General features: G+C 70.6%; 22 protein-coding genes. 8 read left to right on the top strand and 14 right to left on the bottom strand.

All coding sequences use genetic code 11. The annotated features are described in order from the left end of the window. Positions 1-48: 48 nt before the first annotated feature. From AB0B35_RS31545 to AB0B35_RS31520, 6 genes are all read right to left on the bottom strand, one after another. The gene (locus AB0B35_RS31545) at positions 49-1,578 is read right to left on the bottom strand and encodes a DNRLRE domain-containing protein (protein ID WP_361052285.1); all 1,530 of its coding nucleotides are present in this window, start codon (positions 1,576-1,578) and stop codon (positions 49-51) included. Between the two features lie 266 nt (positions 1,579-1,844). After that, positions 1,845-3,167, bottom strand: a complete 1,323-nt coding sequence (locus tag AB0B35_RS31540; RefSeq protein ID WP_361052284.1) for a hypothetical protein — start codon at positions 3,165-3,167, stop codon at positions 1,845-1,847. 241 nt (positions 3,168-3,408) lie between these two features. Beyond that, complete coding sequence (locus tag AB0B35_RS31535; RefSeq protein ID WP_361052281.1) at positions 3,409-5,838, bottom strand: malectin domain-containing carbohydrate-binding protein; 2,430 nt, start codon at positions 5,836-5,838, stop codon at positions 3,409-3,411. Between the two features lie 480 nt (positions 5,839-6,318). Then, positions 6,319-6,786 carry a 2-C-methyl-D-erythritol 2,4-cyclodiphosphate synthase gene (gene ispF / locus AB0B35_RS31530; RefSeq protein WP_361052279.1) on the bottom strand — a complete coding sequence of 156 codons (468 nt, stop codon included), beginning with the start codon at positions 6,784-6,786 and terminating at the stop codon, positions 6,319-6,321. 77 nt (positions 6,787-6,863) lie between these two features. Then, positions 6,864-7,565 carry a 2-C-methyl-D-erythritol 4-phosphate cytidylyltransferase gene (gene ispD / locus AB0B35_RS31525; protein ID WP_361052320.1) on the bottom strand — a complete coding sequence of 234 codons (702 nt, stop codon included), beginning with the start codon at positions 7,563-7,565 and terminating at the stop codon, positions 6,864-6,866. Between the two features lie 26 nt (positions 7,566-7,591). Beyond that, positions 7,592-8,077: a CarD family transcriptional regulator gene (locus AB0B35_RS31520; RefSeq protein ID WP_120317389.1), complete on the bottom strand. Its 486-nt coding sequence runs from the start codon at positions 8,075-8,077 to the stop codon at positions 7,592-7,594. 296 nt (positions 8,078-8,373) lie between these two features. Here AB0B35_RS31520 and AB0B35_RS31515 point away from each other — a divergent pair, with 296 nt between their 5' ends. The 5 genes from AB0B35_RS31515 to disA all read left to right on the top strand — a co-directional run bounded on the left by AB0B35_RS31515 (position 8,374) and on the right by disA (position 13,241). Next, positions 8,374-8,802, top strand: a complete 429-nt coding sequence (locus AB0B35_RS31515; protein WP_361052276.1) for a hypothetical protein — start codon at positions 8,374-8,376, stop codon at positions 8,800-8,802. Between the two features lie 252 nt (positions 8,803-9,054). Beyond that, positions 9,055-9,855: a UbiA family prenyltransferase gene (locus AB0B35_RS31510; protein ID WP_361052274.1), complete on the top strand. Its 801-nt coding sequence runs from the start codon at positions 9,055-9,057 to the stop codon at positions 9,853-9,855. Between the two features lie 52 nt (positions 9,856-9,907). Further along, a complete protein-coding gene (locus tag AB0B35_RS31505; RefSeq protein WP_360524054.1) occupies positions 9,908-10,633 on the top strand; it encodes a hypothetical protein in 726 nt (241 codons plus the stop codon). 25 nt (positions 10,634-10,658) lie between these two features. After that, positions 10,659-12,080, top strand: a complete 1,422-nt coding sequence (gene radA / locus AB0B35_RS31500) for a DNA repair protein RadA (protein WP_360524051.1) — start codon at positions 10,659-10,661, stop codon at positions 12,078-12,080. A gap of 48 nt (positions 12,081-12,128) precedes the next feature. Further along, on the top strand, positions 12,129-13,241 hold the full coding sequence (disA, locus tag AB0B35_RS31495) for a DNA integrity scanning diadenylate cyclase DisA (protein WP_203695235.1): 1,113 nt from the start codon (positions 12,129-12,131) through the stop codon (positions 13,239-13,241). Positions 13,242-13,726: 485 nt separating this feature from the next. Here disA and AB0B35_RS31490 read toward each other — a convergent pair whose 3' ends face one another. The 3 genes from AB0B35_RS31490 to AB0B35_RS31480 all read right to left on the bottom strand — a co-directional run bounded on the left by AB0B35_RS31490 (position 13,727) and on the right by AB0B35_RS31480 (position 15,629). Continuing rightward, positions 13,727-14,431: a hypothetical protein gene (locus AB0B35_RS31490; RefSeq protein ID WP_361052272.1), complete on the bottom strand. Its 705-nt coding sequence runs from the start codon at positions 14,429-14,431 to the stop codon at positions 13,727-13,729. 81 nt (positions 14,432-14,512) lie between these two features. Next, positions 14,513-15,055 (bottom strand): peptide deformylase, encoded by a 543-nt coding sequence (def, locus tag AB0B35_RS31485; RefSeq protein ID WP_203695238.1) that lies wholly within the window; start codon positions 15,053-15,055, stop codon positions 14,513-14,515. 43 nt (positions 15,056-15,098) lie between these two features. After that, positions 15,099-15,629, bottom strand: coding sequence for an ACT domain-containing protein (locus AB0B35_RS31480; protein ID WP_361052269.1), 531 nt, complete (start codon positions 15,627-15,629; stop codon positions 15,099-15,101). A 55-nt stretch (positions 15,630-15,684) separates the two neighbouring features. Between AB0B35_RS31480 and AB0B35_RS31475 the strand changes: the two genes are divergently transcribed. Beyond that, the gene (locus tag AB0B35_RS31475; RefSeq protein WP_361052266.1) at positions 15,685-16,569 is read left to right on the top strand and encodes an A/G-specific adenine glycosylase; all 885 of its coding nucleotides are present in this window, start codon (positions 15,685-15,687) and stop codon (positions 16,567-16,569) included. 58 nt (positions 16,570-16,627) lie between these two features. After that, on the top strand, positions 16,628-17,476 hold the full coding sequence (locus AB0B35_RS31470; protein ID WP_360524037.1) for a polysaccharide deacetylase family protein: 849 nt from the start codon (positions 16,628-16,630) through the stop codon (positions 17,474-17,476). A gap of 57 nt (positions 17,477-17,533) precedes the next feature. Here the strand turns inward: AB0B35_RS31470 and AB0B35_RS31465 are convergent, their stop codons facing one another. Both AB0B35_RS31465 and AB0B35_RS31460 read right to left on the bottom strand, forming a co-directional pair. After that, on the bottom strand, positions 17,534-20,062 hold the full coding sequence (locus AB0B35_RS31465; protein WP_360524034.1) for an ATP-dependent Clp protease ATP-binding subunit: 2,529 nt from the start codon (positions 20,060-20,062) through the stop codon (positions 17,534-17,536). Positions 20,063-20,473: 411 nt separating this feature from the next. Further along, positions 20,474-20,824: an Lsr2 family protein gene (locus AB0B35_RS31460; protein ID WP_203695248.1), complete on the bottom strand. Its 351-nt coding sequence runs from the start codon at positions 20,822-20,824 to the stop codon at positions 20,474-20,476. Between the two features lie 580 nt (positions 20,825-21,404). Here AB0B35_RS31460 and AB0B35_RS31455 point away from each other — a divergent pair. Next, on the top strand, positions 21,405-22,133 hold the full coding sequence (locus AB0B35_RS31455) for a class I SAM-dependent methyltransferase (RefSeq protein ID WP_361052263.1): 729 nt from the start codon (positions 21,405-21,407) through the stop codon (positions 22,131-22,133). On the opposite strand, the gene AB0B35_RS31450 is transcribed toward AB0B35_RS31455, so the two are convergent. Genes AB0B35_RS31450 through AB0B35_RS31440 form a run of 3 tightly spaced genes read right to left on the bottom strand, consistent with a single transcriptional unit; the run spans position 22,123 to position 25,479 of the window. Then, positions 22,123-22,887 carry a type III pantothenate kinase gene (locus tag AB0B35_RS31450; RefSeq protein ID WP_144119701.1) on the bottom strand — a complete coding sequence of 255 codons (765 nt, stop codon included), beginning with the start codon at positions 22,885-22,887 and terminating at the stop codon, positions 22,123-22,125. The two genes, AB0B35_RS31455 and AB0B35_RS31450, sit on opposite strands and share 11 nt — an antisense overlap. Positions 22,888-22,894: 7 nt before the next feature. Continuing rightward, positions 22,895-23,776 carry a carboxylating nicotinate-nucleotide diphosphorylase gene (gene nadC, locus AB0B35_RS31445; RefSeq protein ID WP_361052260.1) on the bottom strand — a complete coding sequence of 294 codons (882 nt, stop codon included), beginning with the start codon at positions 23,774-23,776 and terminating at the stop codon, positions 22,895-22,897. After that, on the bottom strand, positions 23,773-25,479 hold the full coding sequence (locus tag AB0B35_RS31440; RefSeq protein ID WP_361052317.1) for an L-aspartate oxidase: 1,707 nt from the start codon (positions 25,477-25,479) through the stop codon (positions 23,773-23,775). Before AB0B35_RS31440 ends, nadC begins: the two co-directional genes overlap by 4 nt. Between the last annotated feature and the right edge of the window lie 44 nt (positions 25,480-25,523).

The following is a 25,523-nucleotide window of genomic DNA, read 5'->3' as shown; positions in this document are numbered from 1 at the left end:
ACAAAGGGGGCGGGATCCACGGATCCCGCCCCCTTTCTGCTGCTCACCTCACGCGTCGCAGAACCCGCGCCACGCCTTCTGGCTGGGCGCGTCCAGCAGCCGCCAGTCGGCCCGGGTGAAGTCGACGTCGAAGTACGTCACCCACAGCGCGCCGCCCTTGATCGAGGCATTACCCGCGGCGGTCAGCCAGGCGGCCCGGCCCGTGCCCGAGGAGTCGCCGGGCAGGATCGCGGTGCCCAGTTCGGCGATGCCCCACGGCTTGCCCTCGGCCTTCGACACGTTGGCCACCCGGTTCACCATGGTCGCGGCGTCCGGGTACTTCGGGTTGGTGAAGTTGAAGTTGTAGACGTCCCAGCCGAGCACGTCGATGACGTCGCTGCCGGCGTAGTAGTCCTTCCACTTGCGGCCGGACTGCGGGAACACGCTCCAGTCCATCAGCACCAGCGTGGCGTGCAGCTTCGGGTTGCCCGCCGCGTCGGCCAGCCCGGCGATGCGCCGCCAGGCCGCCCGGTAGTCGGCCGCGGTGAACACGCCGGCCTCGATGTTGTCCTCGGGTTCGTGGTAGTAGACCCAGTAGACGTCGCGGTCCCGAGGCGCCTGGGCGAACCAGTTGCGCAGGTAGGAGTCGCGAGAGCCGCCGAGAATCTCCTTGGGGTTGTACTTGAAGGAGACGACCACGGTCCGCCCCGCCTTGCCGGCGTTGCCGGGCCAGGCCGCCGGCGCGCCCGTGTAGAACGTGCGGAACGCCTCCAGGCCGCCGTAGAGGTTGTCGACCCGGGTCACGCCCTGGGCGTACGACTCGCCGCTCTTCGGGATGAAGCCGACGCCGCACAGCGTGCGCCCGGCCGGGATGTTGCCCGGCGGGTTCGGCTGGCCCGGGGTGACCGAGGCGGAGGGGTCGACCGACGGCGACACCGACGCACCGGGAGAGGCGGTGCCGGACGGGTTCGGCTTGCCGCTGCCGTCGCCGCGCTGGTGCCCGTCGAGCGTCTCGGTGTCCTGGATCTCGATGAAGGTCACCGCCAGGGCCGGCGCACCAGCACCGTGCTCGCCGGCGAACAGGGTCAGCGTCTCGCTGTCGCTGGCGTTGGTCACCGCGAACGAGTACCGGGCCGGGCCCTGTCCGGGGGTGGGCACCGCCACGCTGACGTCGAAGCTGACCAGGTTGCTCGCCGAGACCGTCGGCTCGCCGCCGAGCACCTCGCCGAGGCCGGGCCGGGTGGCGTACGACAGCTCCTTCTCGGACCAGTCGCTGCTGAGCACCGAGCGCACCTGCAGCGACGCCGGGGGTTTCGCGTCAGCCTGCAGCTGCAGCGACATGGACTGGACGCGGAAGCCGGCAGGCGTCGCGACCTGGAACTTCAGGTATGTCACCGCGTAGTAGTCGGGACGTGCGACGGACACCAGGGTGTCCCGGCCGCCGAACACGGTGTCCGGCTCCTCGCGCACCACGTATCCGTCCTCGCCCACGGGGATGCGCTGGGTGGTCGTTTCGGGCGGGCTGTCCTTGGCGAACACGATCGCCACGCCGATCAGTGCCACACCGACGCAGGCGGCGACGACAGCGGCCACGATCATGCGGCCACGCGACGGCGGCCAGAAGCCGCCTCGCCGTGTTCGAGGGGGGTCCAAGCGTTCTGGCGGTGCGAAGCGGGTGCTCCGCGCGGGGTAGGCCACAGTCAGACTCCGAGCAGGTTCACGCGGCCCGTGCCGCGATCTCTGTATTGGCTCATGGCAGCCGTATGCGGCGCCGTGGCGAACAAGCATTGTCCGCCACGGCGCCGCACATCTCACTGCCGATCCTGATCACATTTCTCGTGATCGGCGATCGGAAGGCAATCCGATCACATTACCGGCAATGGAAAGAATGCGATCCTTCCATGGAACTCGCCATGAACTGTATCGGTATCGCTGGCAATCCACAGTCCTGCGGTAGTGGGGTAGATGTCCTCAGTGCCGACGCCACGATCCTTTCCGGGGTTCCACGCGAAGGCTTTGCCGGTCACCGGATTGATCGCGCCGATGCCCTCGGCCGGGACCGCGCCCGGACCGGCGCTGTCCCGGCCGTCCGGGTTGTCCAGCCAGCGCTGGTGGCCGCCGACGTAGACGGCCGCCCCGGCGACCGCGACCGACAGCAGCGTGTCCCCGCCGGTGTAGTTGACCCACACCGGCTGCTTGTTGGCGACCTGGCTGACCAGGTCCCACCGGGCCGCGGTGTCGCACAGCGAGCCGGTGCGCCGGGCACCGGTGGTGACCGCCACGAACCAGGTCCCGTCGGCCGAGATGTCGACGCCGCGCATGTAGGTCGGGAACGAGTTCGCGCACATCTGCTGGTAGCGCGTCGTCGTCCAGGGCGACAGCGTGGCCGGCGAGGTGGTCAGGTTCACCACCGCGATCTGGTGCCGGGCCTGGCCCGCGACGCTGCTGAAGTTGCCCATGATGACCAGCTTCGAGCCGTCGGGGGTGACGTCCATGGCGGTCACCTTCACCGCCGACGTGGCCCCGGAGCCGGTGACCCGCGCCCCGTCCAGGCTCATGTTCACCGAGGCGTCGGCCGCGCCGGTGCCCGCGTTGAGCGCGGCCAGGCCGCGCCGGCTCGCGCCGCCGACGGTCTGGAAGCGCCCGCCGAGCAGCAGCCGGTTGCCGGTCAACTCCAGCTCGTCGACGCCGCCGTTGATCTCCGGCACGGTGAAGCCGGACACGGACGCGCCGGTCGTCGCGCTGATCCGCTCCACGCCGCGGGAGCGCACGCCGTTGACGTTGGTGAAGTCGCCGCCGATGTAGAGCGACTGGCCGTCGGGCGCGGCGACCAGGGCGCGGACGGTGCCGTCGACGACCGGCTTGAACGTGGTGTCGATCGCGCCGGTGGTGGCGTTGAACGCGAACAGCCGGCGCTGGGTGGTCACCGTGGCCGAGTTCGACGGCCTGATCTGGGTGAACGAACCGCCGACGTAGACGCGGCCGCCGATCGCCAGGATCTTGAAGGCGGTGCCGTCGAGCGCGTGCGGCGTCCAGTTGACCGGATCCTGCCCGACCAGTGCGGCGTGCTGGACCGATACCGCCGAAACGGGGGTGCCGACGGCGACGGCGGCGAGGGTGGCCGCAGTGGTCAGCGCGACGAGCACCGAGCGCCGCCTACCGCGACGCGCGATCGAGAAGCCATACATACGTCCGGATGCTGCCACGAATCGGCAAGCGAGCCTGTCGTGCAGGCGACCGCGGGAAAGCCCGGTAACCGCTTGCGTGAATACCACTTCACGCACTATTACGGGTCTATTGTCAACAATTAACCCCAGGCATTCGGCACACTTTAGCCGTTCGGCCCGTAACCGGCAACGGGCCGTCCCCACAAAGAGAGCGGACCGGCCACCCGAGGGTGACCGGTCCGCCTTACCGCTTGGTGCTCGCTCAGCCGAACAGGAAGGCGCCCGGAGACGTCCAGTTCACCGAGTCGATCGCCGGACCGCTGACCGCGGTGGCGACGCCGCTGAACGCGGTGCCGTCGAACGCCCGCTTGACGAGCCGGCCGTCGGTACGCGACCAGTACACGTAGCCGCCGGACAGGAACAGCACGCCCGACGAGGTGCCGAGCCACTCCAGCGAGGTGCTGGTGCCGCTGCCGTTGGCCTGGAAGCGCTGCGAACCGATGACCCCGCTGTCCGGGCTGAAGTAGCGCCAGAACAGCGAGTTGTTCCCGGTGATCGTGTAGTACAGCCGGCCGTTGCTGTAGAACATGCTCCGCACGCTCGGCAGCTCGGTGTAGATCGCGGTCTTCTTGCCGTCGTACGTGGCAGTGGACCCGAACTCGTCCACCAGCACACCGTCCCAGCGCGGGTCGGAGTGCGGGTTGTGCAGCGAGGCCGGACCGAAGTTGACCCCGTCGAACGTCCGCTTGTAGAAGTTGCTGTCCGACATGCCGTAGTACAGCGTGTTGTCGACCAGGAACGCGCCGCGCAGGTTGGCCCACACGGTGCCGTCCGCGCCACCGACGCCGGTGAGTGCGCCGGCCGTGGTGCCGTTGTACGTGCGCTTGGCGACACCGAGGCCGGTGCCACCGCTGGTCCGCACGATCTCGATCGCGTCCACCGCGGGGTTGAGCAGCCCGTGGATGAACTCGATGTTGACCGTCCCGTCACTGGTGACCGGGAACTTCAGGGTGTGCGCGACCTTGTAGCCGACCTGCGCCACCGTGTCGTAGTCGTCCGCGCGGACCACACCGTCGATCTTGATGTCGAACACGCGCTGACCTGCGGAGCTGTAGTTCCAGTCCCGAGCCACGAAGGAGAGGCGGACCTCCACCTGCGTGCCGGCGGCGACCGGGAAGTTCCACATCATCTCCGGCGCGGCCGACGGGTCGAACCGCCGGTCGTCGAAGACCGCCATCGGCGTCGAAGCCGGCACCGAGGCGTCCGCCGTGATCGTGTTCGACACGATCGTGTTGGCGGTGCTGCCCGAGTTGCGGTACAGGCTGGTGCTGGCGGTGTCCGCCAGCCAGGCCATCTCACCGTCGGTCGCCGCCAGCTCCGGGCCGCCCGCGTTGACGCGGTACAGCACGTCGTTGGCCGGCACGGTGACGGTGCTGTTCGGGAAGAACACCTCCGTCGGCAGGTCGCCCACCACGCCGGCCGGCGGCGTCAGGCCGCCCTCGAGCGGGAAGTACGCGATCCGGCCGCGCATGTACTCGTAGTTGCCGATGTAGGGGGTGTCCGAGCCCACGTAGAGGCCGTCCTCCGTGGCGTACAGCGCCGAGGCGCCGACACCACGCGGGTTGCGGCCCGGGTTCCACTTCATCGGGATGCCGGTGCCCGGCTCCAGCGCGGCCAGACCCGGCCGCGCCACGGCGCCCTGCATCGCGGTGTCCTTGCCGTCAGCGTTGTTCATCCAACGCTGGTGGCCGCCGACGTAGACCGCCGTGCCGGTGATGGCCACCGACAGCAGCGTGTCGCCACCGGTGTAGGCCACCCAGGCCGGCTGCAGGTTCGTGCCGGTCACGAAGTCCCACCGGCTGGCGGCGTCGCACAGCGTGCCCGCGTTGGGCGCGCCCGTGGTGACCACCACGAAGTATGTGCCGTCCGGCGAGATGTCGACGTCGCGCACCCACTTGTCGAACGACGTGGCCTTGCAGCGGTCGTCGAACCGGTTGGTGTGCCACGCGGCGATGGACGCCGCGGCGCCGGTCAGGTTCAGCACCACGACCTGGTCGTAGTCGCCGCCGTTGGCCTGCTTGAAGTTGCCGAGCACGACGGCCTTGGTGCCGTCCGGCGTGATGTCGAGCTCGGTGGCGCCGACGGAGGAACTCGCCCCGGAGCCGTTGTAGTTGTGGTGCCCGGTCAGCGAGACGTTCACGAACGGGTCGAAGTCACCCGTGATCGCGTTCACCGACGCCAGGCCGTTGCGGACGTTCCCAGCGGCCGTGGTGAAGAAGCCGCCGACCAGGATCCGGTCGCCGAACTGCTTGACCGAGTTGACCGCGCCGTTGAAGGACGCCGCCTTGAACGACGACACCACGGAGCCGTCGGTGGTGTTGAGCAGGACCAGCCTGCTCCAGCCACCGGCCTGCACCCCGGTGAAGCGGCCGCCGACGAAGACCGTGCCCGGCTGGCTGCCCGGCTGGAGCGACAGCACCTCGTCGTTGATGTTCGGCGCGAACGTCGGGTCCACCAGACCCGTGGTCGCATCGAACGCGAACAGGTACGGCCGGCTGTGCACCGTACCCGTGCCTCGGTCGGTGACCCCGGTGAAGGTGCCGCCGACGAAGACCTTGTTGTCCACCTTGACGATCGCGTTGACCGTCCCGTCATTGATGTTCGGTGTCGCGGTCGACGGAACCGCGGACACGGACCGATCGTGCGGCGGTTGCACCGCCGACGCCGGACCGACGCCCAAGAGCAGGGCCGCGATTACCGCAGTCCCCGCCACCGTGGTGCGACCTAGCCTTCGCACAGTTGTTTTCTCCCGCCCAACCAAAGGAAGCGGGCCCGGTAGAGACACCGGTGCCCGGACGCGATAAGCCGCAGCTGACGCTAATCCTGAAGCTTCGGCGAACCCGCTGTGCAAGGCAAGGGAAGAGCAGGCAATGTGGCTGATCGGACAATCAATCAACACCCAAGGCGGGTGGGTGTTGTATCTTCCGCGACGGCAGCTCCGCTGGCAGTCACGGGAGCGACCGGATCAGCTCCTCCTCGTGTCGACTGCACGACATCGAGTGAACGAGTAAGCCTCGGCGTCCGATCACGACGGTCGTGTTATCTGGAGCGAGTCTAATTCGGACCGGCTGGGTTTGCCAACTGTCCGTCTACGCCCTGCTCAGCCACATGATCAAGATTGTGGCAGCACCAGCGCGACCGCGATCGCCGCCAGCCCTTCGCCGCGGCCGGTGAATCCGAGGCCGTCGGTCGTCGCGCCGGAGACACTCACCGACGCCCCCGCCGCGGCCGACAGCACCCGCTGCGCCTCGCCCCGGCGCGTGCCGACCTTCGGGTACTTGCCGACGACCTGCACGGAGACGTTGCCGATCTCGAACCCGGCGGCGCGGACGAGCCGTGCCGCCTCGGTGAGCAGCGTGACCCCGGAGGCGCCCGACCACTCCGGCCGGTCCACGCCGAAGTTCGCCCCGAGGTCGCCCAGGTCGGCCGCGCTGAACAGCGCATTGCAGGCGGCGTGCGCGATCACGTCGCCGTCGGAGTGGCCGGCCAGTCCGGGCACGTCCGGCCACAGCAGCCCGCCGACCCAGCATGGGCGGGTCTCGTCGAACGCGTGCACATCCGTCCCGATACCGACCCTCACCGGCCGCCTCCTAGATCATCACGGCGCCAGGGTGGCGACACACCGCCGAACACTGCCATAGGTTCATGATCGACCGACTAGAGGGGGTGGGTGGCCAGGAGGGATTCGGCGATGACGAGGTCCAGGGGGCGGGTGATTTTGAGGGCGAGGTCGCTGCCGGGGACGCAGTGCACCTTGTGGCCGAGGCGCTCGACCATGCCGGCGTCGTCGGTGTGCTCGCCGACGGCTTCGGCGTGGGCGCGGACCAGGGTCAGGCGGGGGAAGCCCTGGGGGGTCTGGATCACGCGGAGCGGGGTGCGGTCGATCGTCTCCAGGACGTGCTCGCCGGCGTCCACCCGTTTGATGGTGTCGACCACGGGCAGGGCGGGCACCACGGCGGCCGCGCCGGCGCGGACCGCGTCGGCCACCGCCTCGACCAGCTCGGGCGGGGTCAGCGCGCGGGCGGCGTCGTGCACCAGCACGACCTCGATGGATTCGGGCACGACGGCCAGGGCGGCGGCCACCGACTGCTGGCGGGTCGCGCCGCCGGGCACCACCGTGGCGCCGGGCACCAGCGCGCGGACCGCGTCCACGTCGTCCGGCGGTGCGGCGATGACGATCATGGCTACCGAGGGAGCCAGGGCGAGCCTGCGGCACGCGTGCACCAGCAGCGGCTCGCCGGCCAGCTCGCGCAGGGCCTTCGGGGTTCCGCCGCCGAGGCGTACGCCCATGCCCGCGGCGGGAACGAGAACCGCGACGTCCTTGCGCCGGTGGGGCGCAGGAACGTCGCGGCTATCGATATCAGATGACACTGCCGTTGTGCGGGTCACGCCTCGGCGAGCACCTTGTCCAGAAGGACCTCTGCGCCGTCCTTGGTGCTCTTCTCGGCGAGCGCGACCTCGCCGACGAGGATGTCCCGAGCCTTGGCGAGCATCCGCTTCTCCCCCGCCGACAGACCACGCTCACGCTCACGGCGCCAGAGGTCACGCACGACCTCCGCCACCTTGAGCGGGTTACCCGAGGCGAGCTTCTCGAGATTCGCCTTGTACCGCCGCGACCAGTTGGTCGGCTCCTCGGTGTGCGGGGCGCGGAGGACGTCGAAAACCTTGGACAGGCCCTCTTCGCCAACCACCTCACGCACGCCGACGATCTCGGCGTTCTCGGCGGGCACCCGCACCGTCAGGTCGCCTTGAGCAACCCGAAGGACGAGGTATAGCTTTTCCTCGCCCTTGATGGTGCGGGTCTCGATAGCCTCGATGAGTGCGGCCCCGTGGTGGGGGTAGACAACGGTCTCGCCGACACTGAAATCCATAGGTACGAAACCCCTTTCGCTGTGTCTAGGGTAACACGGGCGTGCCGCGCAGTCCCAGCCCGTCTTGCACAGTTAGCGCAGCTCACCCCCGTTGTGAGCCGTATTTCTTCTGCTTGACACTGCTCCGCACCGCTTCTTCCGCTACGCTGAGTAACCTTTTATGCACTGATTGGCATCTGTGGGGTCGATGTCCACATCGCGAACAGACCTCAATCTCCTCCGACGCACCACTAGCGTGAGTCTGTACGACGCGGGACAGTAGAGAGACGCGGTGCTGAACGCGCGAGGAGCCGGCGATGGGCACGCTGGGCAACGGCCTTCCGGACCTCCCGCCCGAGTGGGGTGAGGTCGTCATTCCCGATGACCCCGCTGAGCTGGCCGAAGAGGCGGAGCGGGTCAGGGAAGAACTGCGGGCCGAAGCCAGGGCCGCCCGGCGCGCCGCGTGGCGGGCCCGCTGGCGACGCCGGTTGCACCTGCCCGAACACATCGACGACCCCGATCAGCCCTCGCTCGTGCTGCCGCTCATCGTGCTCGGCGTCGCCGTGGTGATCACACTGCTGAGCCTGCTGCTCATCGCCTGGCCAGGGCTGACCAAGTCGACCCCGGAGAGCCCGCAGCCCGGCCCGCCGGTGCGCCCGGCGGTCTCCGCCCCCGCGAGCACTCCTCCCAGCACGTCGCCCACCGGCACGACCCTGCCGCCGAGCGAGCACTTCCCAGGCCCCTGACCCGTCCGGCGCCCCGACCGCCGCCGCCGCTGCCGCCCGCCCGCCCGCCTGCCTGCCAAGACCGTCCGACTTGCCGGGCAGACGTGCGTATCTTGAAGCCTCTTTCACCCACGTGCCAGGCAAGTCGAGCGATCTTGGTGCGGTGCCGCACCGTGCCGAACCGGGCGGGGCGGACGGGCGGCCGGTCCCGAAAAGGCGGGACGGGCGGGGCGGCCGGTCCCGATGGGTCGGGTCAGGCGCGACACTGTTCTGATGTCACCGCTGGGTCTGCTGCGCGCCTGCCATCCCCTGCCCGCGCTCGCGGTCACCGTGTTCGGCGGCCTGCTGGCGGTCGGCATGGGCCACACGCCAGGCGGCGTCGCGGCGGTCATGGGCACGGTCGCGCTGAGCCAGTTGTCGGTCGGCTGGGCCAACGACGCGATCGACGCCGCCCGCGACGCGGCGGTGGGACGGATCGACAAGCCGCTGGCCGGGGACCCGGCGGGCCGCCGTACCGTCGCCGTCGCGGCCGTGGTGGCCGCCGCCGCGACCGCCGCCGCCTGCGTGTGGTGGGGGTGGCCCGCGGGGGCCTGGTTCGCGGTCGCCGTGCTCTCCGCCCACCTCTACAACTGGCCGCTCAAGGCCACGGCCTGGTCGATCGTGCCCTACCTGGTGTCCTTCGCCGGCCTGGTGATCTTCGTCAGCACCTCGCTGCCGGGCGCACCAGCCCCGCCCGCCTGGCTGGTCGCCGCAGCAGCCCTGCTGGCCGGTGCCGCGCACCTGCTCAACGCGGTGCCCGACCTGGCCGACGACGCGGCCACCGGAATCCGCGGCCTGCCCCAGCGGCTCGGCGCGCGGCGCAGCCTCGCCGCCGCCTCGGCACTGCTGCTGGCCGCGACGCTGACCCTGCTGGCCGGAGCCCGGCCGCCGCTGTGGGCCGGGGCGGGCGCGCTGCTCACGGCCGTCGTCCTGATCATCATCGGCTGGTACGCGGCACCGCGCGCCGCCTTCCGCGCACTGCTCGCGGTGGCCGCCGTGGACCTGGCTCTGCTGGTGCTCAGCGGGGCGCTGTGATCGGCGGCGGGTCGGCTGCGTGGCCTCGATCGGCGGACACTACGCTGAGCCCGTGACTCGCTCGATCACCATGCTCCTGGCCGGTGGTGCCACCGCCGCAGCCCTGGCCCTGACCGGCTGCAGCGCCGGCATGAACTCCCAGACCGCCGACCAGGTCGCGGCCGTGCCCGGCTACAGCCTGACCGTGCCGGGTCCGAACGGCGGCAGCGTCGCCCTGCGCGACGCGATGCTCGCCTACGCGGGCCCGAAGGGCTACGCGCAGGGTGCGACGGCTCCGCTGCAGGTGCGGATCTTCAACGACACCCAGCAGCCCATCACGCTCGACAAGTTCGAGTCGAACGATGCGGCGAGCGTCAAGCTCGTCTCGGCGGCCGACCTGAAGGCGAGCGCGAGCCCGAGCCCGGCGGCGGAGTCCCCGAGCCCGGCGGCGACCAAGTCGCCGAAGGCGTCCGGCAGCCCGTCTCCGAACGCGGAGGCCAGCCCGGAACCCGAGGCCAGCCCGAGCCCGGCCACCGCGGCCCCGGCGAAGCTCACCATCCCGCCGGCGGGCTACCTGGAGCTGACCCCGGCCAGCGGCCAGCTCCTCGCCCTGACCGGGCTCAAGAAGCCGGTGCCCAACGGCGAGGGCGTGCACCTGAAGCTGACCTTCTCCAACGGCGTGGTCATCGAGACCCTGCCGGGCACCGTCGTGCCGCTCGCGCCGCCGCTGAGCCCCGAGCCGCGCCTGCCCGCCAGCGCGCCGCCGACCCGCCCCGGCACCGAGGGCGAAGGCCACTGACACACCCACGGGGTAGGTTGCGCACGTGACTGTGCGCAGCACCTCCTCGAAGACGGCGAAGCCCGCACGCCCCGGATACGTCTGTGACGCGTGCGGGCATCAGCCTCCCAAGTGGTTCGGCCGCTGCCCTGAATGCGGCGAGTGGGGCTCGGTCATCGAAGCCTCGACCGGCCCGGCCCTCGGCGCGATGCGCAACGTGGCCCCCCGCTCCCCCGGCGAGCCCGCCCGGCCCATCGCCACCATCTCCGCCGTGCCCGCCCGTGCTGTCGCCACCGGCGTCAGCGAACTCGACCGCGTGCTCGGCGGCGGCATCGTCCCCGGCTCGGTCGTGCTGCTGGCCGGCGAGCCCGGCGTCGGCAAGTCCACCCTGCTGCTCGACGTGGCCCAGCAGTGGGCGTCCGGGGCCGGCAGCCCCGCCCTCATCGTCAGCGGCGAGGAGTCCGTCAGCCAGATCCGGCTGCGCGCCGAACGCATGAACACCCTGCACGAGCAGCTCTATCTGGCCGCCGAGACCGACCTCGCCGCGGTGCTCGGCCACCTCGACGCGGTCAAGCCGGGCCTGCTCGTGCTCGACTCCGTGCAGACCATCGCCGCTCCGGGCAACGACGGCGTGCCCGGCGGCGTCACCCAGGTGCGCGCCGTCACCGCCGCGCTGATCGCCGTGGCCAAGGAGCGCAACATCGCGGCCGTGCTGGTCGGCCACGTCACCAAGGACGGCAACGTGGCCGGTCCCCGCGTGCTGGAGCACCTGGTCGACGTGGTGCTGCACTTCGAGGGCGACAAGCACTCCTCGCTGCGGCTGGTCCGCGGGCTGAAGAACCGCTTCGGCGCGGCCGACGAGGTCGGCTGCTTCGAGATGCACGAGAGCGGCATCGCCTCGCTGCCCGACCCGTCCGGACTGTTCCTCACCCGGTATGCCGAACCCGTCCCCGGCACCTGCGTCACCGTCGCCATGGAGGGCCGCCGCGCCCTGGTCACCGAGGTGCAGGCGCTGATCGGGGCGACCGTGGCCGGCTCGCCGCGGCGCACCGTCTCCGGCCTCGACTCGGCCCGGCTGGCCATGGTGCTGGCCGTGCTCCAGCGGCGCACCGAGCGCATGGCGCTGCACGACAAGGAGGTCTTCGCCGCGACCGTCGGCGGCATCCGGGTCGTGGAGCCCGCCGCCGACCTGGCCGTCGCGCTGGCCGTCGCCTCCGCCGGGCTCAACCTGTCCATGTCGCCCCGGCTCGCGGCCATCGGTGAGGTAGGTCTCACCGGTGAGGTGCGCCGCGTCGGCGCGGTCCCCCGGCGGCTCGCCGAGGCGGCCCGGCTCGGGTTCAAATACGCTCTGGTGCCGCCCGGTTGCGGACCGTCGTCAACGGGTACGGCAGCCGGGGACATGCGGGTCGAAGAGGTGTCCGATCTGCGTACGGCACTGCACTGGGCTGCGCGGTTGTCCGCTGAGTGACGCTTCCACCACGGGCCGACGGGCAGTCTCCGGCGGCCCCCGTAGACTGTGCCCGTGCCGATCGATCGCGACACCACCTGGAACACCGCCGCAGTCGGCGGTGATCCGTTGCGCGCCACCCTGGCACGGGTAGCTCCGGGCACGCCTCTGCGCGACAGCCTCGAGCGCATCCTGCGCGGCCGGACCGGCGCCCTCATCGTCCTCGGGTACGACAAACTCATCGAGACCCTGGCCACGGGCGGTTTCCCGCTCGACGTCGAGTTCTCCGCCACGCGCCTGCGTGAGCTGTGCAAGATGGACGGCGCCGTCGTGCTCTCCGCCGACGGCACCCGCATCCTGCGCGCCGCCGTACACCTGATGCCCGACGCCTCCATCCCCACTGAGGAGTCCGGCACCCGCCACCGCACCGCTGAGCGCGTCTCCAAGCAGAGCGGCTACCCGGTGATCTCGGTCAGCCAGTCGATGCACATCATCGGCGTCTACGTGGCCGGCCAGCGGCACACCCTGGACGACTCCGGGCAGATACTCTCCCGCGCCAACCAGGCCCTGGCCACGCTGGAGCGCTACAAGCTGCGCCTCGACGAGGTCAGCGGCACCCTCTCCGCCCTGGAGATCGAGGACCTGGTCACCGTCCGCGACGCCCTGGCCGTCGTACAGCGCCTCGAAATGGTCCGCCGCATCTCCGACGAGATCGCCGGCTACGTCGTGGAGCTGGGCACGGACGGCCGCCTCCTGTCACTCCAGCTCGACGAGATGATGGCCGGCGTAGACGCCGACCGCACCCTCGTCATCCGCGACTACCTCCCCCCGAACCGCAAGACCAGAACCGTCGACGAAGCACTGGTGGAACTGGACCTGCTGACGGCCAGCGAACTCATCGACCTCGTCTCGGTCGCCAAGGCCATGGGCTACCCCGCCACCACCGAGGCCCTTGACGCCGCGGTCAGTCCCCGAGGCTTCCGCCTCCTGGCCCGCGTCCCGCGCCTGCCCGGCGCCATAGTCGACCGCCTCGTGGACCACTTCGGCAGCCTCCAGCGCCTCCTCGGCGCCACCGTCGAAGACCTTCAGGCCGTCGACGGCGTCGGGGACGCTCGCGCCCGGGGTGTCCGCGAAGGTCTCTCTCGGCTCGCTGAGACGTCGATCCTTGAGCGGTATGTCTAGACCGTGACTGCGTAGGCGTTCCGCGGGGGTTGGGGGTCGAGGGCTGGGGCCGCAAAGAGCGCGGCCTTTTACGCCCTCGACCCCCAACCCCCGCTCCACGCCACCCTCACAAAGTAACCAGGTAAAAAGGGCACCCTTTTCCCACAAAGCGACAGCCTCCCCACCCCGCCCCACCAACCCGGTTCAGGGCGTAACAGAGGACGGCGTCTGCCCCGACGAAGAGTCGGACGGTGAACACCGGAGATCCGTGTTCTCCCGTGACATGAGTTCGGGGCGTTAGCGGTGGCGGCTACGCGTTGCTCGGGGGACGGCATGTGGGTCGGTAAGGCTGTCGCTCATACCTTGGATTGCCCCACTTACCTTGACCACCGCGGTCGTGCGCCTACGGTTGGAGCGGAGCCGGGGGGAATGCTCGCAGGCGCGTAAAAGGCCGCGCCCTTTGCGGCCCCAGCGCCAAGAGCATTCCCCCGGCTCCGCGACCCCACCTACGTAAGCTTCAACGTCACCGAAGCGGAAATCGCCGTCCCGACCCGCGCATACAGCCGATACTCCCCAGCAGCAGGAACCGGCCCATCAGGCACCCGCTTGATCGACTTCTCACAAGCAGAACTCGAATGCCCGTTCCACACCACCGTGTACGACCGCTCATGCGCAGGCGGGAACGACCGCACCTCGTGCCCCCGCGGCCCCCCGCAGTCGTCGCTCGACCAGACCTTCTCCGTGCTCTTCAGGATCCGCAGCTCCTGCAGGTCCGCACCGACGTCACGAGTACAGGTCCGCTGCGAGACGTTCTTGATCAGCAGCGTGATCAGCAGGTCGCTGCCGCGCTTGAGGCTGGTCTGGGCTGGTTTCGCGGTCACCTTGATCTCGGTGTCCGTGCAGGCGTTCGGGTCGACTTCCCCCTCGCCCTCACCTTCGCCCTCACCCGCACTGGTCGGCGACGGGGTCAGCTCGGACACGGGCGTGATGACGCCGTCGGTCGGTGACGCTGCCGGGGACGCGAGGGGTTCGCCGGCTGCCGAAGCGGGCGATGCGCCCGCGCTGGTCGGCGTGCCGTTGGCGGTGGGCTGCTGAGCCCCGCCGCTGCCGGTGCCCCGCACCACCAGCGTGATCATGAGTACGGCAGCCAGCAGCGCACCGAGCACCATGGCGCGGCGTCGCCAGTAGACGGCTGCGGGCAGCGGACCCACTATCAGTCTCATGATGTGCTCACGCTAGCGCCCTCGATCACGACACGCACTACGCGACACGCTCAGTAGGCGAAGTCCGTGTCACAGATAGACTTTGCGCTGATAGATCGCGTGCGCCCCGCTCACCTTGTCCAAAAAGAGCAGTCCGTTGCAGTGGTCGATCTCGTGCTGGAGCGCACGGGCCTCGAAGGCATCGGTGGTGATCGTCACCTTGCGGCCGCTGCCAGGCAGTTCACCGGTGACCACGATGCGCCCGGCGCGTTTGACGTCGCCGGTGAGATCGGGCACGGACATGCAGCCCTCGCGGCCCGGCCGCCACCGGCTGGCCTCCACGATCACCGCGTTCGCCAGCACGAACGCGCCGTGCAGGGTGGCCGCCTTGGGGTGGCCGGTGACGTCCACGGCGAACAGCTGCACGCTGACGCCGACCTGCGGCGCGGCCAGGCCGACGCAGCCGGGTGACACGGCCATGGTCGCGACCAGGTCGGCGGCGAGCGCCACGATCTGCGGGTCGGTCGGATCGACGGGCTCGCCGACGCGGCTCAGCACCGGTTCCGGCGCGGTGACGACGGGCAGCGCCCGGCCGGTGCCCAGCGCGGTGATGTCCCAGCCTTCGATGCTCACGCCGCCTCCTCGCCGTGCCGGTCGCCGTCGGTGTGCGGGCCGCTCATAAGACGTCCGCCCCGGCGGGGCGCAGGTTGACCTCGACGCCGAGTTCGTCGGCGACGTGCGCCAACCGCTTGGTCAGCTCGCCGGGCACGCCTTCGGGCAGGTCGACCTCGGCTACGAGCAGGTACAGCGGGCCGACCAGGCGGGTGGACAGGTCGGTGACGTTGCCACCGGCGTCGGCGACGACCCGGGTCACCGCGGCGACGATGCCGAGCCGGTCCGCGCCGTGCACGCTGAGCAGGTACGGCAGGCCGCCGTTGTGCGGTGGCTCGTCGGGTCCGACGTCGCGGACCGTCACCAGCAGCTGGCCGTCCGCGGACAGCGGCAGCAGGGCGGCCTCGACCTCGGTGGCGCTGGCCGACGCGGTGCAGATCAGGGTCATCGCGAAGTGGCCGCGCAGCCGGGTCATCGTGGAGTCGGTGAGGTTCGCACCGAGCCTGGCCAGCGCCTCGGCGACGTCGGCGACGATCCCGGTGCGGTCCGGTCCGATCACGGTGACGGCCAGTTCGGCTCCGTGCACGTCAGTCATGCCTGCTCCTCGACGCTCGCTCCTGCGGGCATTGTGCACCAGTAGGGTGGAGCGCATGTCCGAACTCGCCTCGCTGACCACTGCGTGGTACGACGTCAACGCGCGCGATCTGCCCTGGCGGGCTCCGGAGATCGGCGCCTGGCCGGTGCTGATCAGCGAGTTCATGCTCCAGCAGACGCCCGTCGTGCGGGTGCTGCCGGTGTGGCGGGAGTGGGTGGCCCGCTGGCCCGCCCCGGCGGATCTGGCCGCGGAGGACTCCGGCGAGGCGATCCGGGCCTGGGGGCGGCTGGGCTACCCCCGGCGGGCGATGCGGCTGCACGCGTGCGCGACGGCGCTGGTGGAGCGGCACGGCGGCGAGGTGCCCCGGCGGCTGGACCAGATGCTGGCGCTGCCGGGCGTCGGGGACTACACGGCGCGGGCGGTGCTGGCGTTCGCGTACGGGCAGCGCCATCCGGTGGTGGACACGAACGTGCGCCGGGTCGCGGCGCGGGCGGTGAGCGGGCTGGCCGACGCCGGCGCCGCCACCACCCCGGCGGACCTGACGCTGGTGGAGTCGCTGCTGCCGCGGGAGGACCCGGCGGCTGCGCGCGCCAGTGCGGCGTTCATGGAGCTGGGCGCGGTGCTGTGCACGGCGCGTACACCCCGGTGCGAGGCCTGCCCGCTGCGGGAGCGGTGCGCGTGGCGGCGTTCCGGCGCGGCGCTGCCGGCGGGCCCGTCCCGCAAGCCGCAGCGCTACGCGGGCACCGACCGCCAGGTGCGCGGGCTGCTGCTGGCCGTGCTGCGGCAGGCGACGGGGGCGGTGCCGAAGCCGGCCCTGGACGTGGTGTGGCCGGACCAGGTGCAGCGGGAGCGGGCCCTGGACAGCCTGCTCGCCGACGGTCTCGTGGTGCCCCGGGGGGAGCGTTTCGGCCTGCCCGGGCGTGTTCCCGCCGATTTCTGACTCGGCCCCGAGCTTTCCGTGGTATTGCGGATTCACTCAGCCTGGATAGAGTCCGGGCGTGGCCTCCACCCCCGTACGCCGCGCCATTGCCGTGTTCCTGCTGACCGCCCTCCTCGCGCCTGCCGCGTGCAAGAGCGCCGGCCCGGACCCGATTTTCGCCGGCCCTGACGTCAGCCCGACTCCGTCGGCCTCGCCGAGCCCCAGCGCTTCGCCCAGCCCATCGGCGTTGCCGTCGCCTGCGGCGTTCAAGTCCCTGCAGTGGTATCTGGACAAGGCCCCCAAGTTCGGGCCCGCACCGGCCCCGCACCGGGTCAAGGTGCCGGAGAGCGCGTCGGCCATGTGGCTGTTCAAGGTGCCGACCACGAACAAGGTCGCCTTCATCACCATCGACGACGGTGCGCTGTCGCGTAAGCCGGAGGTCATCGAGTTCATCCGGCAGGCCAAGATCCCGGTGACGATGTTCCTCAACTCCCCCGCCGCCACGAAGTACACGGCGTACTTCAAGGCGATCCAGGAGGCCGGCGGCATGGTCGAGAACCACACGATCACGCACACGTCGCTGAAGGGCAAGTCGTACGACTTCCAGAAGAAGGAGATCTGCGGGTCGGCGGACAAGCTGGAGCAGCTGTTCGGCCGACGGCCGACGCTGTTCCGGCCCCCGTTCGGCAACAAGGACGCCACGACGCTGAAGGCCGCGCACGACTGCGGGGCGCAGGCGGCGTTCTTCTGGACACAGACGGTCGACAAGGGCATCGTGCGGTACCAGACCGCCAAGAAGGTCGTGCAGCCCGGCGACGTGCTGCTGATGCACTTCCGCCCCGCCCTGATGGACGACCTGCTGGGCGCGCTGAACGCGATCTACAAATCGGGCCTGACGCCCGCCCTGCTGGAGGACTACATCGGCTGAGCGTTTACGAAGAAGGGGCACCGCTCGCGCGGTGCCCCTTCTTCGTAAACGTGCTCGTTACGCGGCGGCGTCGCTGCCGACCGGCTCGGCCGGGGTCTCGGGGACCTCGGGAGCGGCCGCCTTCTGCGATGCCGTGAAGGTCAGCTTCGACGTCTCGATCTGCTCCGGGTCGCCCTCGCAGTCGACCAGCACGTGCTGGCCGGGCTTGAGCTCCTGGAACAGGATCCGCTCGCTGAGCGTGTCCTCCAGCTCGCGCTGGATCGTCCGGCGCAGCGGCCGGGCACCCAGGACCGGGTCGAAGCCCTTCTTCGCCAGGTACTTCTTGGCGTTGTCGGTGAGCTCCAGGCCCATGTCCTTGTTGCGCAGCTGGTTCTCGATCCGCTTGATCATGATGTCCACGATCGAGAGGATCTCCACCTCGGTGAGCTGGTGGAAGACGATGGTGTCGTCGATGCGGTTCAGGAACTCCGGGCGGAAGTGGGTCTTCAGCTCGTCGTTGACCTTGACCTTCATCCGCTCGTAGTTCGACTCGGCGTCCTCGGACTTCTGGAAGCCCAGCGAGACCGCCTTGGCCACGTCCCGGGTGCCCAGGTTGGTGGTCAGGATGATCACGGTGTTCTTGAAGTCCACGATGCGGCCCTGGCCGTCGGTCAGGCGACCGTCCTCCAGGATCTGCAGCAGCGTGTTGAAGACGTCCGGGTGGGCCTTCTCGATCTCGTCGAACAGGACCACCGAGAACGGCCGACGGCGCACCTTCTCGGTCAGCTGGCCGCCCTCGTCGTAGCCGACGTATCCGGGCGGGGCGCCGACCAGGCGGGACACCGTGTAACGGTCGTGGAACTCGGACATGTCCAGCTGGATCAGCGCGTCCTCGCTACCGAACAGGAACTCGGCGAGCGCCTTGGACAGCTCGGTCTTACCGATACCGGACGGGCCGGCGAAGATGAACGAGCCGGACGGGCGCTTCGGGTCCTTGAGGCCGGCCCGGGTGCGCCGGATCGCCTTGGAGACCGCCTTGACCGCGTCGATCTGGCCGACGACCCGCTTGTGCAGCTCGTCCTCCATGCGCAGCAGGCGGGAGGTCTCCTCCTCGGTCAGCTTGTACACCGGGATGCCGGTCCAGTTGGCCAGGACCTCGGCGATCTGCTCGTCGTCGACCTCGCTGACGACGTCCAGGTCACCGGCCTTCCACTGCTTCTCCCGCTCGCCCTTCTGGCCCAGGAGCTGCTTCTCCTTGTCGCGCAGCTGCGCGGCCCGCTCGAAGTCCTGCGCGTCGATCGCCGACTCCTTGTCGCGGCGCACCTGTGCGATCTTCTCGTCGAAGTCGCGCAGGTCCGGCGGCGCGGTCATGCGGCGGATGCGCATCCGGGCGCCGGCCTCGTCGATCAGGTCGATCGCCTTGTCCGGCAGGAAGCGGTCGGAGATGTACCGGTCGGCCAGGTTCGCCGCCGCGACCAGGGCCGCGTCGGTGATGGTCACCCGGTGGTGCGCCTCGTAGCGGTCACGCAGGCCCTTGAGCATCTCGATGGTGTGCGCCACCGAGGGCTCGCCGACCTGGATCGGCTGGAAGCGGCGCTCCAGCGCGGCGTCCTTCTCCAGGTGCTTGCGGTACTCGTCCAGCGTGGTCGCGCCGATGGTCTGCAGCTCGCCGCGGGCCAGCATGGGCTTGAGGATGCTGGCGGCGTCGATCGCGCCCTCGGCGGCGCCCGCGCCGACCAGGGTGTGGATCTCGTCGATGAACAGGATGATGTCGCCGCGCGTGCGGATCTCCTTGAGCACCTTCTTCAGGCGCTCCTCGAAGTCACCGCGGTAGCGCGAGCCGGCCACCAGAGCGCCGAGGTCGAGCGTGTAGAGCTGCTTGTCCTTCAGCGTCTCGGGCACCTCGCCCTTGACGATCTTCTGGGCCAGGCCCTCGACCACGGTGGTCTTGCCGACGCCGGGCTCACCGATCAGCACCGGGTTGTTCTTGGTGCGGCGGGACAGCACCTGCATGACCCGCTCGATCTCCTTCTCGCGGCCGATCACGGGGTCGAGCTTGCCCTCCCGCGCCGACTGGGTCAGGTTGCGACCGAACTGGTCCAGCACGAGGCTGGTGGACGGAGCGGCCTCGCCGGTGGCGGTGCCGGCCGCGGCCGGCTCCTTGCCGCCCTGGTAGCCCGAGAGGAGCTGGATGACCTGCTGGCGCACCCGGTTGAGGTCGGCGCCGAGCTTCACCAGCACCTGGGCCGCGACGCCTTCGCCCTCGCGGATCAGACCGAGCAGGATGTGCTCGGTGCCGATGTAGTTGTGGCCGAGCTGCAGCGCCTCGCGCAGGGACAGCTCAAGCACCTTCTTGGCCCGCGGCGTGAACGGGATGTGCCCGCTCGGCGCCTGCTGGCCCTGGCCGATGATCTCCTCTACCTGCTGGCGCACGCCCTCCAGCGAGATGCCGAGACTTTCCAGCGCCTTCGCCGCGACGCCCTCACCCTCGTGGATGAGGCCGAGCAGGATGTGCTCCGTGCCGATGTAGTTGTGGTTGAGCATCCTGGCCTCTTCTTGGGCCAGGACGACCACCCGACGCGCCCGGTCGGTGAACCGCTCGAACATTCCCGCTCCTCACCTACGCCTCAGTTCCTCGAACCCCTGCCGGAGATCCGCGGCGGCGAAGCTGTTTCACTCACTCTAACGCCAGACCCCGACCATGTCGGCCCGCCGGAAACGCTCGTCCGGTCACCGTTGGGTAACCATCGGGTCGCTTACCGTCGACTAGAAAGCGGAGGAAACGGGGCATCTTGCCCTGCAAACCGCCGACGTGGCTGGCATCAGAGCCAACCTTGCCTCGCTCGCGGCTGTTCCGCATCCAGGACCGCTACGCGCACAGCGAAATATCGGTGTCCACATCCTGGCCGACCCGCCCGGCGCGGACCACCGAACACGAAAAACGGTACGACGCGAAGGAAGCACGCAACCTTCGCGCCGTACCGCCAATCCGGCAAACGCCGCAAAACCTACAAAGGGTTACCGCAGACCCGCGGCGTAGTACGCCTCGATCACCTTCGCCGGCACCCGGCCCCGGTCGTTGACCGCTTCACCCTGCCCCTTGGCCCAATCCCGCACCCGCTGGTTGAAGGCACGCTGCTCGGCCGCAGTCGGCGCCTTCGCCTTGGGAGCCGCGGCGGGTCCACGACGACCGCTCTCCTTGCGCGCGGCGGCCACGAACGGCGCCAGCGCGAGGGCCAGCTTGTCGTGGTTCGCCGGGCCGAGATCGATCTCGTAATTGGCGCCTTCGAATCCAAATCTCACACTGCGGACATCGCCCTCGGAACCATCGAGGTCGTCCGCCAGCACCACAATCTCGCGCCTGGCCATACGGTCATCCTTTCTTCGCCGCCCCGGATCCTCCCCGCCAGTCGAGGGCGCCATGAATTCATAGTGCAAGCGCTCGCCAGGATAGCCACTCATTGACAGCGGATCAATTCCGGCGTGACCCATTATTCGGCATACCAACGCCGGGCGCGGCGCGAAGTCGGACAGCCGCCCGGTCGATTATCCTCTGACTAGGGAAAACGGATTCCCCGCGCCATTGCCGAGACACCGTGGATACCGGTTCCTGCGCGCCGGACGCACGGCATACCGCCGCAGCGGTTCGCTCGCACTGCGCAGTCGCCCGGGCACCAGCCGTGGAGCGGGCGAACAATTCGCGCTCAGCGACGGACCGATGACCCTGTGCGCCGTCCGGCCTATCCGGCCGCCCAATGCGCAGGCGGTCGGCAGCCCCGGGGGCGCGATCGTCCCGCCCTGTGGGCCCGATTCGGGAAACGCCCCACAGCCGAATCCGAGCGGCCCGGGATGAGCCTGTCGATCGATCCGCGGGGCCTGGACGAATTCGTGCCAGGCGGGCGGCACTAGGGTGGGCCGGGCGTTATGGCGACACACACGGGAGGCGCACATGGACCCCATCGAAGAGCACCGGCTCTCTTTCGGCGCGGCGGCGCAGACATACCAGCGGTCCCGCCCGACCTATCCCGCCGAGGCGCTGGCCTGGGCGATCGGCACGGCTCCCGGTCGCGTGGTCGACCTGGGCGCGGGCACCGGCCAGCTCACCCGGGTGGCGCTGGCCGCGGGCTTCGAGGTGGTGCCGGTCGAGCCCGACCCCGGAATGCGCGCCGCGCTCGACGCGGTCACCCCGGGCGTCGTCGCGCTGGAAGGCTCCGCGGAGTCGATCCCGCTGCCCGACGGGTACGCCGATGCCGTCGTCGTGGGCACCGCGTACCACTGGTTCGACAAGGCGCGGGCGCACCCGGAGATCATCCGGGTGCTGCGCCCCGGCGGGGTGTTCGCGCCGATGCGCAACGACCGCGACGTGAGCGTCGACTGGGTCCGGCAGCTCGACGTGATCATCCGGTCGGCCCTCTTCCACCGGCCCGAGAACGCCGAGTTCGGCGAGTTGTTCGCCCCGTTCGAGCAGGCCGAGTTCCGGCACAGCGTCCGGCAGACCCCGCAGGGCCTGCTGGACCTGATCGCCACCCGCTCCTGGTATCTCGTCGCACCCGAGGACGAGCGGCAGCGGCTGCGCGAGGCGGTCCTCGCACTGTGCGCGACCCACCCCGACCTGCGCGGGCGGGAGAACTTCGCGCTGCCCTACGTCACGAAGGTGCTGCGGACGGTCAGGCGCTGACGTTGCGCTCGTACACCATGCGCAGGCCGATCAGGGTGATCATCGGCTCGTGATGGGTGATGGTGCGGCACTCGCCCATCACCACCGGCGCGAGCCCACCCGTGGCGATCACCGCGGTCACCCCGCCCAGCTCCTCGATCATCCGCTCGACGATGCGGTCCACCTGGCCGGCGAAGCCGAAGTACATGCCGGCCTGCAGGCACTCGACCGTGTTCTTGCCGATCACCGAACGGGGCTGGGCGGGCTCGACCTTGCGCAACTGGGCGGCGCGGGCGGCGAGCGCGTCGAAGGAGATCTCGATGCCCGGGGCGAACGCGCCACCGAGGAACTCGCCCCGGGCGCTGATCACGTCGAAGTTGGTGGTGGTGCCGAAGTCGACGACGATGGCCGGCCCGCCGTAGAGGGTGTGCGCCGCCAGCGTGTTCACCACGCGGTCGGCGCCCACCTCCTTCGGGTTGTCGATGGCCAGCTGCACGCCCGTCTTCACACCCGGCTCCACGACCACCGCGGGCAGCCCGGCGTAGTAACGGCCCAGCATGGTGCGCAGCGAGCGCAGCGCGGCGGGCACGGTCGAGCAGGCCGCCACCCCGGTGATCTCGACGTTGTCCCCGGCCAGCAGCCCCCGGAACATCAGGCCGAGCTCGTCGGCGGTGTTGCGGGCGTCGGTCTTCACCCGCCACGAGTGCACGATCTTGTCGCCCTCGAAGGTGGCGAGCACCGTGTTGGTGTTACCGATGTCGATACAGAGCAGCACCCGACGTCTACTTCCGCGCTCGGAGGTCCAAGGCGATGTCCACGATAGGCGACGAGTGGGTGAGCGCCCCCACCGACAGGTAGTCGACGCCGGTGGCCGCGTACTCGGCGGCGACCTGCAACGTCAGGCCGCCGGTGGCCTCCAGCTCGGCCCGGTCGCCGACCGCCGCGACGACCTCGCGCAGCAGTTGCGGGGACATGTTGTCGCAGAGCAGGAACGTCGCCCCGGCGGCCACCGCCTCCTGCGCCTCGGCCAGGGTGGTCACCTCGACCTGCACCGGCACATCCGGGAAGTTCGCCCGGACCAGGTCGTACGCCGCGGTCACGGAGCCCGCCGCCAGCTTGTGGTTGTCCTTGATCATGGCCACGTCGTACAGGCCCATGCGCTTGTTGGTGCCGCCCGCCGCGCGGACCGCGTACTTCTCCAGCGGCCGCAGGCCCGGGGTGGTCTTGCGGGTGTCCAGCACCAGCGCCTTGGTGCCGGCGAGCTGCTCCACCCAGCGGCGGGTGTGCGTGGCCACCCCGGACATGCGGCAGAGCAGGTTGAGCGCGGTGCGCTCGGCCGACAGCAGGGTGCGGGTCGGCCCCGTGATCGTGGCCAGCACGTCGCCGCGCGCCACCGTGTCGCCGTCGGCCGCGTGCACGGTGACCTCCGCCCCCGGACCGGCCAGCTCGAACACCAGCTCCGCCACGGCCAGCCCGGCGAGCACGCCGGGCTCCCGGGCGATCAGGTCCGCGGTGTCGACCTGGTGCTCCGGGATGGTCGCCACGCTGGTCACGTCGAGCCGGTCCGGCCCCAGGTCCTCGCGCAGCGCGTTCGCCACGATGCGCTGCACCTCGTCCGGGTCGAGCCCTGCCTTGAGCAGCTGCGCCTGCGTCGTGTCCCTCACGCCATCGCCTCCCACGTGTCCGTCGTCGTGCCGTCCTCGGCGAACCCGGGGAACAGGTGACCCCGCCAGCCGTCGACCGCCTCTGCATGATCCTCGCGCCAGTGGCACCCGCGCGTCTCGGCGCGCAGGGACGCCGACGCGACCAGCGCGCTCGCGACCGTCAGCAGGTTCGCGAACTCCCAGCCCGCGGTGCGCCCCGGCAGCGGCGGCGTGCCCACCTCGCCCAGCACGCGCGCGGTCTCGGCCAGCGTCTGCGCGCTGCGCAGCACGCCCGCCCCCCGGGTCATCGCCCGCTGCAGCTCCCGCCGACGCGCGGCCAGGTCCACCGGCGGCTCGCTCGCGGGGACCAAGCCCTGCGGCGTCCATGCCAGACCACCGGCTGCCGCAGGCGGGGCCACGTGTTCGGGGCCGTCGAGCACCGGGTCGGTCTGTGCGGGCAGGTCACGCGTGATGTCGGCCGCGATGCGCCGCGCGAAGACCAGGCCCTCCAGCAAGGAGTTCGAGGCCAGACGGTTCGCCCCGTGCACGCCGGTGCAGGCGACCTCGCCGCAGGCGTACAGGCCGGGGATGCTGGTGCGGCCGTCCAGGTCGGTGCGGACCCCGCCGGAGGCGTAGTGCGCGGCCGGGGCCACCGGGATCAGGTCCACCGTGGGGTCCACTCCGGCGGCCAGGCAGTACGCCGTGATCGTCGGGAACCGGTGGGCCAGGTCGGGCACGTGCCGGGCGTCCAGGTAGACGTGATCGGTGCCCGAGGCCAGCATCTGCCGGTGGATGCCCTTGGCGACCACGTCGCGGGGCGCGAGCTCGGCCAGCTCGTGCTGCCCGACCATGAAGCGCTTGCCGTCCCCGTCGACCAGGTAGGCCCCCTCGCCCCGCAGCGCCTCGCTGACCAGCGGCTGCTGCGCGGTGCGATTGTTCGGCAGGTAGAGCGACGTCGGGTGGAACTGCACGAACTCGAGGTCGGTGACGTCCGCCCCGGCACGCAGCGCCAGCGCTACGCCGTCGCCGGTGGAGACGATCGGGTTGGTGGTGGCCGCGAAGATCTGGCCCAGCCCGCCGGTGGCCAGCACGACGGCGCGGGCGAGCACGGCGCCGACGCCGTCCTCGGTGCCCTCGCCGAGCACGTGCAGGGTCACCCCGCAGGCCCGGCCGGCGGCGTCGCGCAGCAGGTCGAGCACCAGCGCGTGTTCGACGAGGCGGATCCACGGGTCGCGGCGCACCGCCGCGTGCAGCGCCCGCTGCACCTCGGCGCCGGTCGCGTCGCCGCCCGCGTGCACGATGCGGTTGGCGTGGTGCCCGCCCTCACGGGTCAGCATCAGCGAGCCGTCCGGGTGGCGGTCGAACTCGGCACCCATCTTGATCAGCTCGCGCACCCGGGCCGGGCCCTCGGTGACCAGCACGTCGACCGCGGCGGGGTCGCACAGACCGACGCCGGCGACCAGGGTGTCCCGGGCGTGGGCGGCCGGGGTGTCCAGCGGGTCCAGCACGGCCGCGATGCCGCCCTGGGCCCAGCGGGTGGAGCCGTCATCGATGTTGACCTTGGTGACCACGGTGACGTGCAGGCCTGCCTCACGCAGGTGCAGCGCCGCGGTCAGGCCGGCGATGCCGGACCCGATCACCACCACGTCGGTGGGTTCGAACCAGCTCGCGGGCCGCGCGGGCAACGCCCGGGGCAACACCGGAAGATCAACCGGGACTGTCAACGCCTTGCGCACCAGCACAGTCAACCGCGCCGCAGCCCGCCGTT

Source organism: Catellatospora sp. NPDC049133, from assembly GCF_040648455.1.
GTDB lineage: Bacteria > Actinomycetota > Actinomycetes > Mycobacteriales > Micromonosporaceae > Catellatospora > Catellatospora aurea.
The sequence above is the reverse complement of the archived record's forward strand: the minus strand, read 5'-3'. Positions and strand labels throughout refer to the sequence as shown.